11 protein-coding genes and 1 riboswitch are annotated in these 11,442 nt (G+C 46.8%); of the genes, 10 read left to right on the top strand and 1 reads right to left on the bottom strand.

Going from position 1 to position 11,442, the window contains the following annotated elements:
* Positions 1-229: 229 nt before the first annotated feature.
* From ACFP56_RS09485 to ACFP56_RS09445, 9 genes are all read left to right on the top strand, one after another.
* Positions 230-1,264, top strand: coding sequence for a LacI family DNA-binding transcriptional regulator (locus tag ACFP56_RS09485; protein WP_379233720.1), 1,035 nt, complete (start codon positions 230-232; stop codon positions 1,262-1,264).
* Between the two features lie 124 nt (positions 1,265-1,388).
* Complete coding sequence (locus tag ACFP56_RS09480) at positions 1,389-2,567, top strand: acyl-CoA dehydrogenase family protein (protein WP_379233718.1); 1,179 nt, start codon at positions 1,389-1,391, stop codon at positions 2,565-2,567.
* Between the two features lie 139 nt (positions 2,568-2,706).
* A riboswitch (TPP riboswitch) is annotated at positions 2,707-2,816 on the top strand.
* Between the two features lie 78 nt (positions 2,817-2,894).
* Positions 2,895-3,905: a ThiF family adenylyltransferase gene (locus ACFP56_RS09475; protein ID WP_379233716.1), complete on the top strand. Its 1,011-nt coding sequence runs from the start codon at positions 2,895-2,897 to the stop codon at positions 3,903-3,905.
* 20 nt (positions 3,906-3,925) lie between these two features.
* Positions 3,926-4,576 (top strand): thiamine phosphate synthase, encoded by a 651-nt coding sequence (gene thiE / locus ACFP56_RS09470; RefSeq protein WP_379233713.1) that lies wholly within the window; start codon positions 3,926-3,928, stop codon positions 4,574-4,576.
* Entirely contained in the window at positions 4,560-4,757 is a 198-nt protein-coding gene (gene thiS / locus ACFP56_RS09465; protein WP_379233711.1) for a sulfur carrier protein ThiS, read from the top strand. The genes thiE and thiS overlap by 17 nt, the downstream gene beginning before the upstream one ends.
* Before the next feature lie 5 nt (positions 4,758-4,762).
* Complete coding sequence (locus ACFP56_RS09460; RefSeq protein WP_379233709.1) at positions 4,763-5,539, top strand: thiazole synthase; 777 nt, start codon at positions 4,763-4,765, stop codon at positions 5,537-5,539.
* Between the two features lie 19 nt (positions 5,540-5,558).
* Complete coding sequence (gene thiO, locus ACFP56_RS09455; RefSeq protein ID WP_379233707.1) at positions 5,559-6,686, top strand: glycine oxidase ThiO; 1,128 nt, start codon at positions 5,559-5,561, stop codon at positions 6,684-6,686.
* Between the two features lie 127 nt (positions 6,687-6,813).
* A complete protein-coding gene (thiD, locus tag ACFP56_RS09450) occupies positions 6,814-7,617 on the top strand; it encodes a bifunctional hydroxymethylpyrimidine kinase/phosphomethylpyrimidine kinase (RefSeq protein WP_379233705.1) in 804 nt (267 codons plus the stop codon).
* Positions 7,618-7,641: 24 nt separating this feature from the next.
* Positions 7,642-8,088, top strand: coding sequence for a DUF2269 family protein (locus tag ACFP56_RS09445; RefSeq protein ID WP_379233703.1), 447 nt, complete (start codon positions 7,642-7,644; stop codon positions 8,086-8,088).
* Between the two features lie 97 nt (positions 8,089-8,185).
* On the opposite strand, the gene trxB is transcribed toward ACFP56_RS09445, so the two are convergent.
* Positions 8,186-9,109 (bottom strand): thioredoxin-disulfide reductase, encoded by a 924-nt coding sequence (gene trxB, locus ACFP56_RS09440; protein ID WP_379233701.1) that lies wholly within the window; start codon positions 9,107-9,109, stop codon positions 8,186-8,188.
* A gap of 379 nt (positions 9,110-9,488) precedes the next feature.
* On the opposite strand from trxB, the gene ACFP56_RS09435 reads away from it, so the two are divergent.
* Complete coding sequence (locus tag ACFP56_RS09435) at positions 9,489-11,159, top strand: ribulokinase (protein WP_379233699.1); 1,671 nt, start codon at positions 9,489-9,491, stop codon at positions 11,157-11,159.
* Positions 11,160-11,442: the final 283 nt, after the last annotated feature.

Raw genomic sequence — 11,442 nt, 5'->3', positions numbered from 1 at the left:
ACTAGCAAGAAACCCCGAAGCGATGCCCCCAAGCAGTCCCCCACGAGCAACCCGCAAAAATCTCCAGCGGAGCCATACATGCTCTAAAAGCGACCCTCATTCCGCAGGAATGTTCGAGCGTTAGAGCATGTAAGGCGAAGCGCTGAAAATAATTCAATTGACTTGCCCGAGAATATGGTAAAATATATCCATATGCAAGGTCAGAAGGGTGAAAGTGAGCGAACGTTTCATGAAGAAAGATATAAGTATCGTTGATGTAGCAGAGGAAGCTGGCGTATCAATCGCTACAGTGTCCAATGTCATTAACCAGAAGGGCAGAGTCTCCGAAAAAACGCGTAAAAAAATTTTACAAATCATCGACAACCTTGGCTATACGCCAAACCTGACTGCGAGGAATCTGAAAACACGAAGAAGCGATCTGATCGGCATGGTCATTCCCGTTATGAAGCCAGGTCGAATGCAGGATAACCCATTTTATTGGGACTTGCTTGCTGGAGTAGAAGAAGGGGCAAGAGATCGACGCTTTCATATCATATTGATGGGTATTGATGAAGCGACCGAGACATTTTCATTTGTAAAAGAGCGTCAGCTTGACGGCTTGATCGTAGTTGGAACAAACGAGGGCTCGCAGGTTATAGAACGGTTAAACAAGCTGAACATCCCAATTGTGTTTGTCGATAGCTACTTAGCCAGTGATGAATACTATCAGGTTTGCCTCGAGGATCGATATGGCAGCTATTGTGCGACAAAGTATTTGATAGAGCTTGGCCATTCAAAAATTGCGATATTAACGGGGGAAGTGCCTGAAGATCAACTGCCAAACTATGGGGTGCTTCATGAGCGCTGGCTTGGATACAAGGATGCGCTTGCCGAAGCAGGGATAGCTTATGACTCACAGATGATCATTCAGCTGCCGACATCGTTAGAGGGAGGTTATCGCTCTGTCGATCGTATTTTGCAGCTTACTGATGTAACAGCTGTGTTTTCATTTTCAGATGTTGGCGCAATGGGGGTATTGAAGCGAATGAAGGAGCTGGGCAAGAAGGTGCCTGAGGAGTATTCTGTCATAGGCTTCGATAATTTGTTCATTTCCAACTATACATCACCAACTTTGACGACTGTCGCTCAGGATATCGTACAGAAGGGTAAAGCAGCGGTTACCATGCTGCTCGACCAAATCGATGGCAACCATATTCCGCAGCGCAAAGTATCACTGTCGGTTGATGTGGTTGAAAGAGAAACTACTGGGCCGTGTAAATGGTAATACTATAAAGAAAGCTATTGTATACGAAAGCATTAACAAGCGTCTGCTCATCTAAACCTGACAGACGCTTGTTTTACAACAAAAGCTGTAGCAACCTAATTTAAATAAAGATGAGGGCAATAGAATGAAGCGATTGGATGATATGTTTGTGCTAACAAGCGAGCAGCAGGAACGGTTACATGCAATAGGCAAGCTTGCCGACAGCTTTGTCGAGGAAGCACATCGCGTGGATGCGGAGCATGATTTTGCTTATGAGCATATTGAGGCGTTGCGCAAGATAGGATATTTTTCATACACAGTCCCGAAAGAAGCAGGAGGTCAAGGCGTTTCGTTGTATGAGCTGTTGCTTTACCAGGAGCGACTGGCGCAGGGCGATGCAGCCATTGCGTTAGGCGTAGGGTGGCACCTAAGTGTGATGTTTGAGCTCAATTATAACAAGGCATGGTCACCTGCCGCACTCGAAGAAATGAATGAGCAGGTTGTGAAGCAACAAGCAATTGTTAACCGTGCTGTAACGGAAAGGGCGTCCGGCAGTCCGACTCGCGGTGGAAAGCCGCAAGCGACAGCTGAGCTTCTTGAGAATGGCAGCTATATATTGAATGGCAGAAAGACATTTACGACACTATCGCCTGTGTTGGATTACTTTCTTGTCATAGTAAGCATGGGCGAGGATACTGCAGAATTTAAGATTCCGCGGAATACAGCAGGAGTGCGCATTGAAAAGACATGGAATATGGTTGGCATGCGTGGGACAGCAAGCCATGATCTTGTATTGGAGGACGTAACATTGCCTGCTGCAGCCCTCATGCAAATTCTTCCACACAGGAAAGTGCAAGCTGCTGCTCCTCATTTGCTGCATATCCCTGCCAGTTATCTAGGTATTGCACTTGCTGCAAGAAAAGAAGCGATAACATTTGCTTATGATTATCATCCTAACTCCTTGGGGACATCGATCATCCATTTGCCTAATGTTGTGCAGCAGCTAGGCCAGATAGAGCTTGAACTGCAAACCGCACGCCACTTTTTATATAGTGTTGCCTCCAGATGGGATCAGCAGGTGCTGTCTCCAGAGCAGCTTATTCCTGAACTGAATGCAGTGAAGGTTGCAGCTATGCAGGCTGCGCTCTCGGTGGTGGATAAAGCGATGCGTATTGTAGGAGCACATAGTCTTGCACTCGATCACCCGCTGCAGCGCTTGTACCGGGATGTGCGATTTGGCTTACATAACCCGCCGATGGAGGATGCTGTGCTATCAATGCTTGGGAAGATGGCGATCACGGATTTGGAACAGGAGCGTAGTTAATTCAATCGATTAAACGAATGCCTTTTTGCCAAATGTTTAGATAGGTATCTGGACAAATATCATGTAACGATCATTCTAATCTTTTTATAACTAAGCGGTTGCCAACATAAAACACATCATTTATAGTATTGGTAACTTCATATTGATACACGGGTGCTGGATGAAGTCCGGCTGAGATAGAAACCGTATGTTTCTGACCGTTAATCTGATCCAGGTAATGCTGGCGTAGAGAATTTTTATCGAATTGTAACCATTCGTAACTTTAAAGTTCTCGAATGGTTTTTTTGTGCTTAATTTCTTTAATATTCCAATGGAAGGAGACGGGAGATGGAACGATATTCGCGGCAAATGCTTTTTCAGCCGATTGGCGAAGCGGGACAGAAAAAGCTGCAGCAACGTGCAGTTTGTATTATCGGCATGGGTGCATTAGGTACGGTATTAGCCAATCATATGGTGCGAGCTGGAGTTGGCTTCGTACGAATGGTTGATCGCGATTATGTGGAGCAGAGCAACCTGCAGCGCCAAATGCTATACGACGAAGACGATGCAAGTCAAAGTCTGCCAAAGGTAGTGGCAGCAGAACGCAAGCTTGGCAAAATTAATTCTTCAGTTCAGCTGGAATCGATTGTTGCAGATGTTTCCATTCACAACGTTGAAGCACTGCTTGATGGGATCGATCTGGTGCTCGATGGAACGGATAATTTCCAAACACGTTATTTGCTCAACGATGCATGCTGGAAGCAGGGAATTGCTTTTGCTTATGGAGGCGCAGTCAGCTCTCGCGGTATGAGTGCGATGTTTATTCCGGGCAAGACGCCTTGTCTGCGTTGCTTTATTCAGTCTGCCGACAGCGCTGGTCAGACCTGCGATACGGTAGGCGTCATTGCCCCCGTCGTAGATATGGTCGCATCCTATCAAGCGGTAGAAGCACTCAAATATCTTGTTGATGCAGCGGAGCAGCAAAGGCGAAGTGTCGTTACATTCGATATTTGGCATAACCATTACTATGAAATGAAGTTCAACAAACCGCGCCTTAACTGCCCGTGCTGCGGAACGAAGCAATATCCAGCCTTGCAGGAGCAGGAGCAGGACATGATCATCACGCTGTGCGGTAGAGAAACAGTACAGTTTACTAGTCATGCAAGTCATGATTTAAGCATGTGGAAGGAACGCTTGGAAGGCGTAGCGAGTGCTGTTAGATTCAATCCGTATTTACTGAAGGTAGAGCTTCCCGAAGGTGAACGTCTAGTGTTGTTTGCAGATGGAAGAGTGCTCGTACAGGGTACGGAGGATCTGGGGCGTGCAAAGACGATCTATGCCAGATACATCGGTATGTAAGAAAGAAGGAGGGTTCACAAGTGAAGGATTTTAGACTTTACGCGATTACAGGAGAGCAATTTCATCCAGGCAAATCGATGCTTGAGGTCATGGAACAGGCAATATTAGGCGGGACTGACATTATTCAATTGAGAGACAAATCAGGAGATTTGGCCAAGATCAGGAAGAAAGCCGCTGCTTTGCGTGAACTGACCGCTCAATATGGTGTTACCTTTATCGTTAATGACTATATTGATATCGCCTTAGAGGTAGACGCGGACGGTGTGCATCTCGGACAAGGAGATGTGCCGCTCACTGAAGCAAGGCGCAAAATGGGCAATAAAATAATTGGGATTTCAACGCATGCGATCGAAGAAGCTATTCAAGCGGAGCGGGATGGAGCGGATTATATCGGTGTTGGGCCTGTTTTTCCTACAAAGACAAAGCTGGATGTGGTAGCCCCGGTAACCGTCTCTTATGTGCAGGAGGTGGCGCGTACGATCAACATCCCGTTCGTGGCAATAGGCGGCATTAAGCTGCATAACGTCGATCAGGTTATAAAGGCTGGCGCAACGCGCATATGTGCCGTCAGTGAAATTGTCGGCAGTGAAGATATTCAGCGGACTTGTCGGGAGTTTTTAAGCAAGCTAGACACAGCGAAAGCGAGGGAAGCTCATGGAATTGATCATTAATGGCACAACTCAGCAGCTTGAGGTGAAGACGATACAGGAGATCGTCGAGCACTTCGGGCTGTCCGGCAAACCGATTGTAGTAGAAGCCGATGGCGAGGTGCTGGTGTCGGAGCAATGGACACATACGCTTGTACGACCTGGCATGAAGATTGAGCTGGTTCATTTTGTAGGAGGAGGGTAAACGAAATGCTGGATACATGGAAAATAGGTGACCGTACGCTGCACTCCAGATTTTTTATCGGAACAGGCTTGTTTCCGAACCCCTATGTGCAGCAGGAGGCAATTCAGGCTTCAGGGGCTGAAGTGCTAACCTTCGCGATTCGTCGAATTAATTTGGAGCGAGCGGAGGACGATTCGATCCTGCAGCATATTGAGCCAGGACAATTTCAATTTCTGCCGAATACGTCTGGCGCAAGAACAGCTGATGAGGCTGTGCGAATAGCAAGACTAGCTCGCGCTTCAGGGTTAAGCGATTGGATTAAGGTTGAGATAAGTGCCAATGAGCGAACGCTGCTGCCTGATCCGATCGAAACTTTAAAGGCGACTGAAATATTGGTTAGCGAGGGCTTTACGGTGCTGCCTTATACATCTGATGATCCGATTCTATGTAAGCGGCTGGAGGAAGCAGGGGCAGCAGCAGTTATGCCCGGCGCTTCGCCAATTGGCACAGGGATGGGCATTTTGAATCCATATAATGTGGGTCTGATTGTAGAAGAAGCGAAGGTGCCGATTATCGTCGATGCAGGGCTAGGGACAGCAAGCGATGTCGTGCAGGCTATGGAGCTGGGCGTGTCGGGCGTGCTCATGAACACACCTGTTGCAAAGGCGCGTAATCCAGCACGTATGGCGGAGGCTATGCGAAAAGCGATTGAAGCAGGGCGTCTTGCATATTTGGCAGGACGTATTCCGAAGAAGAAATATGCTACTGCTAGCAGCGGGCTTGACGCATTTAAGCTGAGTTAGCAGGAAAGTTGGGCGTGAGATGAATAATACGATTATGGTAATAGGCGGGGGCGTTATTGGTCTGTCTTGTGCGTTTGAGCTGCGACAAAGGGGCTTCGAGGTTGTGGTGCTGGAGCAGCATAAATGCGGTGGTCAAGCTTCTGGCGCAGCGGCGGGCATGCTTGCCCCCTATTCAGAGAACGTTGAAGGTCCGGATGAATTTTTTCAATTATGTCTATACAGCCTCCAGCTATATGCGAATTGGCAGGAGGAGGTCAAGCGAATCTCAGGCATGTCGTTTGAATATACGAGCTCGGGAAGTCTGTATGTGGTACAGCATGATGCTGATTTGCTTGTGCTAGAGGGACGCTTGCATTGGCAGCGTAAGTATGGTTCTACCGGCAGGATCATTGAGGGCGACGAGCTGTTTCAATTAGAGCCCTTGCTATCCAGACAGGTTAGAGCGGCATTATATACCCCGGAGGAGTGCCATCTGTACGCACCTGATTATGTTCTCGCGTTGGAACAGGCTTGCCGCAATCTTGGCGTTCGCATTTACGAGCATGTAGGTCAAGTCGAGCTGCTGGAGTGGAACAATGAAGTAACGGTCAGGGCAGCAGATGGACGTATATTCGGCGGTGATCAACTGCTTGTCTGCTCGGGCGCATGGGCACAGCAAACGACAGAGGTGCTCGGGATGTCTGTTCCAATCTACCCGATTCGTGGTCAAATTTGCGCGTATGACAGAAAGGCCCACCCTGTCAATCATATGGTGTTCAGCAGTCAGGGGTACGTGGTAGGCAAAGAAAACGGTTCTCTTGTGTGCGGGGCTTCTGAGGACGTTGCAGGCTTTGATACGAATGTGACAGAGCAGGGCATCGAGCGTCTTAAACGCTGGAATAAGCATATCTTTCCAGCGCTAGATGGTATGAAGCCTTTTCATAGCTGGGCAGGGCTGCGGCCTTCGACACAGGATGGAATGCCTTTGATAGGGAGGCTAAGCGGAGAAAAGTCGCGCATCTTACTGGCAGCGGGACATTATCGCAACGGTATTTTGCTTAGTCCTGCTACGGCGAAGCTCATATCGGATATTGCAGAGCAGAAGGACGTTGCGGCATATAATATCGCATTTTCACCCGAAAGATTCTCTCTTGCGCAATCTCACTAATACTAGAAGCTGGCATAGAAAAATATTGTCGTACAGACGTTAACGGGAGGTTATCACCATTAGTAGGGATGAGCTAACAACTAATCAGTCGGAGCAACGTCAGCACTGCGCAGTAGGAGACAGTACGTTGTCGTTGCCGCGTGCTTTAACGATTGCAGGCTCTGATAGTGGCGGAGGTGCAGGCATACAAGCCGATCTGAAAACCTTTCAGGAGCTTGGTGTATATGGCATGTCGGCGATCACAGCCCTGACAGCTCAAAATACAACAGGTGTTCAGGCTGTCTACCCAACAACGCCAGATGCGGTCGTAACACAAATCCGCTCGATTGGCAGTGATATTGGGTTAGATGCGCTTAAGACAGGAATGCTGTTTGGCAGTGACATTATTCAGGCAGTTGCAGCTGTGATCCGTGAGTATGGATGGACGAAGGTGGTGGTTGATCCCGTTATGATCGCGAAGGGTGGCTCAGTATTATTGCAGGAGTCAGCGATTCATGCGCTCATCACCGAGTTGCTGCCACTAACGGAGGTGCTTACACCGAATATTCCAGAAGCAGAGCATCTGACTGGCTTGAGTATAAAACGTGCAACGGACAAACGTGAGGCAGCACGCAAGCTTGCTGCTTTCGGAGCTCGTCACGTCATTATCAAGGGTGGTCATGACGATGATGAGCAGAAGGCTACAGATCTGTGGTATGATGGACGTGATTTTTACGAGCTGGAAGGCAAGCGAATTGATACGGTGCATACGCATGGCACGGGGTGTACCTTTTCAGCTGCATTAACAGCAGGCTTGGCCTCTGGATTGGAGCTCAAGGCAGCACTAGAGCAGGCGAAAGCATTTATTCAAGCGGCAATTGAAGGCGGGATTGCAATCGGTCATGGTCGCGGTCCAACGAATCACTGGGCATACAAAAGGAAAAGTTGTTAGTGTAGATTAGAGGTGTCGATAACGGTGTATCATGTACTTGTATTTGTGCATATTGTTTCTGCCATTATAGGTATGGGACCAGGGTTTATCTTGACCTATATTGTGACCAAAGCCAGCACTATGAGCGAACTGAGGCACGTTTATTATATTAGACACCGAATACACATTCTCGTTATGGTCGGTGGTTCATTGCTGTTGATTTCAGGGCTTTTGATGGGGATACTGCGCCCATATTTATTTACCAGTGGATGGTATATAACGAGTTTAATTCTGTTCATTATCGCGTTAGCGATTGGCCCGCTTGTGCTGTCACCGCATTCGCGTCCGATTAAGCGTCTACTGAACGAGCATGTGGGTGAACATATTCCCGAGCAATATTACACGCTATCTAGAAAGCTTTTCTTCTATGAGCGTATTGAACATGCGATCTTTTTAGTCATTATTGTGTTAATGATTACAAAGCCGTTTTAGCAAAAAAGCGATAGCATCTCTTGCCAATGGGCTCACCCATTGCAGAGGCTATCGCTATTTTATACTTAATTATCAAGAATATACTTGATGAACGATATTACTCCTCGTTTTCCAAGAAGCGTTCGCATTCAAGCGCCGCCATACAGCCTGTTCCTGCAGCAGTAATCGCTTGGCGGTAAGTTGTATCCTGAACATCTCCGCAAGCAAAAACACCTGGAATATTCGTGGAGGTCGTGCCAGGCTTAACAAGAATGTAGCCGTTGGCATCAGTATGAACCTGACCGCCAAGGAAGCCTGTATTTGGCGTATGTCCAATTGCAATAAATACGCCATCAGTTTCAATCAGCTCTTCTTCACCTGTTTCGTTGTTGCGAACCTTCACACCTGTTACGCCCATGCCGCTGGCAACGACTTCAACGGGAGTCCGATTAAGCGCCCAGTCAATTTTCTCGTTGGCACGTGCACGATCCTGCATAATTTTCGAAGCACGCAGCTCTGTACGACGGTTTACGATCGTAACGGATGATGCAAAGCGAGTTAGGAAGTTCGCTTCTTCCATCGCAGAATCTCCGCCGCCAATTACAACGATTTTCTTTCCACGGAAGAAGAAGCCATCACATGTCGCGCAAGTACTAACGCCGCGTCCGATGTTTTCCTGCTCACCAGGAATGCCAAGATACTTGGCAGAAGCGCCTGTAGAAATAATGACGGATTCTGCAACAACCTCGCCAAGACCTTCTACATCAAGTGTAAAAGGACGTTTGCTGAAATCAACGCTTTTAACAGAGCCAGTTTTGAATGTAGCACCAAAACGCTCAGCCTGCTTGCGCATATTAGACATCAGCTCAGAGCCAAGAATACCTTCAGGGAACCCAGGGAAATTTTCGACCTCTGTTGTAGTTGTCAGCTGTCCGCCAGGCTGCCAGCCCTCGATTACAACAGGTGACATGTTTGCACGTGCAAGATAAATCGCAGCAGTCAGTCCAGCAGGACCCGTTCCAATAATGACAGTTTTGTACACGATGGTTTCCTCCGATATCTATAATTTAACTGTAATTAACAATGCACAGTTATTGTACTTTTAAAGTATAATAAACTGTAACGGATGTCAACACAGTTCATACAACTTTCATATCATTTAAGGTTTGAATAATGGGAGTAGGATATACACAAAAATCATAATGAAATAGGATTGTTTTAATACAACGGTGGTGTAGTTTGTCATATCGTTATTCGCTTCGGTTAACAAAGCTGGTGAATATTGATGGTACAAGCTATAATAAAGAAAATTGTAATCATGTGTGTAACTATTGCACGTGCTAAATGCTGTTTATGCGCAATCTATAAGAAAATGTAAGCGGTGTCTTTGGAATGGATTAGAGATAATAGGGGAGAAAACGATGAATAAAAAGTATGCAATTGGTGTCGATTACGGTACGCAATCTGGCCGTGCTGTACTTGTTGACTTGTCAAATGGGGAAGAGCTTGCCGATCACGTTACGCCTTACCGCCATCATGTGATGGATGAAGAGCTGCCTTCAGGCGTTAAGCTTGAGCACGACTGGGCGCTTCAGCATCCACAGGATTATATAGAAGTGCTGGAACGTTCGATTCCCGAAGTGTTGCGAATTACAGGGATTGCTCCAGAGGATGTTATTGGAATTGGCATTGACTTTACTGCTTGTACAATGCTGCCGGTTACGGCTGAAGGAACGCCGCTTTGCTTTTTAGAGCAGCATATAGACAATCCTCATGCATGGGTGAAGCTATGGAAGCATCACGCTGCTCAGCCAGAAGCCGATGCACTTAATGAAGTAGCCGCTGCAAGAGGAGAAAAATGGGTTAGGCGATATGGTGGAACGATTTCGTCAGAATGGATGCTCGCTAAAACATGGCAAATATTAAATGAAGCGCCAAGTATTTATGAGGAAGCCGATAAATTCGTAGAAGCAGCAGATTGGGTTGTTGGTCAATTGACAGGCACTATTGTGCGTAATAGCTGTACCGCTGGTTATAAATCAAACTGGCATAAACAAGAGGGATATCCTTCAGAGGCATTTTTCAAGGCGCTTGATCCACGATTGGAAAAGCTGATGTCAACAAAGCTTCGCGGTGCGGTGCTTCCACTTGGAGCTAAAGCGGGCGAACTGACTGAGACCATGGCAGCAAAAATAGGCTTGCAGCCAGGAACAGCGGTTGCGGTTGGAAATATAGATGCGCATGCTGCTGTTCCGGCAGTTGGCGTTGTAACGCCGGGCAAGCTGGTGATGGCAATGGGGACGTCCATTTGTCATTTGTTGCTTGGGGAAGAAGAGCGGGAAGTGGAAGGCATGTGCGGTGTTGTTGAGGACGGCATGATTCCAGGTTACTATGGCTATGAGGCAGGTCAATCGGCAGTAGGCGATATTTTCGAATGGTTCGTTGAAGAATGCGTACCAGCATATGCAAGACGAGAAGCGGAAGAAGCTGGAGAAAATATCCATGTCTACTTGACACGTAAAGCAAGTGAATTGAAGCCTGGTCAATCCGGACTGCTTGCGCTTGACTGGTGGAATGGAAACCGCTCTGTACTAGTTGATACCAATCTTACGGGTACGATGCTAGGACTGACTCTATTGACCAAGCCTTGGGAAATGTATCGGGCGTTGCTAGAGGCAACTGCTTTCGGAACACGAAAGATCATCGAGGCGTTTCATACGAACGGTGTAAACGTAGATGAGCTGTACGCTTGTGGCGGTTTGCCGCAAAAAAATAAGCTGCTGATGCAAATTTATGCCGATGTTACGAATCGTGAAATTAAAATTGCTGCTTCCAAGCAAACCCCTGCATTAGGCTCGGCTATGTTTGGAGCGGTTGCTGCAGGCTCCGCTAAGGGTGGATATGACAGTATCGTTGATGCCGCGAAAAAGATGGCGCGTGTCCGCGAGGAAACCTTCAAGCCAATTGCTGAACATGTAGCTGTCTATAACAGATTATACGAAGAATATGTTGCTTTGCATGATTATTATGGACGTGGAACGAATGAAGTAATGAAACGCTTAAAGGAAATAAAAGCAAAGGCTAGCGAGTAAAAAATGATAAAGACTAAAATTGACCATCAATGAAAAGAGTAAAGGAGCTGTCATAAGGCAGTTCCTTATTTAATTTTAAAGGAGAAATTTATGAAAAGTTTTAGGTAATTGTTCGTATTACTAAGTATCTAGTGTACAAACAGGACTATTAGCATAAGGAAAAAAGAACCAATTCTATTGGTTGGGTTTATTTTGAAATGGAGAACATTAACTATTTAGGTTAGAATAGAATGAGGCCCGTGTAAAGAGAAAAGGGCTGCTAGTTAAACAGGGTGGGGGCTGA

This window comes from Paenibacillus septentrionalis, from assembly GCF_042659865.1.
Taxonomy (GTDB): Bacteria; Bacillota; Bacilli; order Paenibacillales; family Paenibacillaceae; genus Pristimantibacillus; species Pristimantibacillus septentrionalis.
The sequence above is the reverse complement of the archived record's forward strand: the minus strand, read 5'-3'. Positions and strand labels throughout refer to the sequence as shown.

Bases quoted from the DNA above. Each gene is read 5' to 3' on its own strand.
- ACFP56_RS09485 (WP_379233720.1), top strand. From the start codon at position 230: ATGAAGAAAGATATAAGTATCGTTGATGTAGCAGAGGAAGCTGGCGTA.
- ACFP56_RS09460 (WP_379233709.1), top strand. From the start codon at position 4,763: ATGCTGGATACATGGAAAATAGGTGACCGTACGCTGCACTCCAGATTT.
- ACFP56_RS09475 (WP_379233716.1), top strand. From the start codon at position 2,895: ATGGAACGATATTCGCGGCAAATGCTTTTTCAGCCGATTGGCGAAGCG.
- ACFP56_RS09435 (WP_379233699.1), top strand. From the start codon at position 9,489: ATGAATAAAAAGTATGCAATTGGTGTCGATTACGGTACGCAATCTGGC.
- ACFP56_RS09480 (WP_379233718.1), top strand. From the start codon at position 1,389: ATGAAGCGATTGGATGATATGTTTGTGCTAACAAGCGAGCAGCAGGAA.
- thiO (WP_379233707.1), top strand. From the start codon at position 5,559: ATGAATAATACGATTATGGTAATAGGCGGGGGCGTTATTGGTCTGTCT.
- thiS (WP_379233711.1), top strand. From the start codon at position 4,560: ATGGAATTGATCATTAATGGCACAACTCAGCAGCTTGAGGTGAAGACG.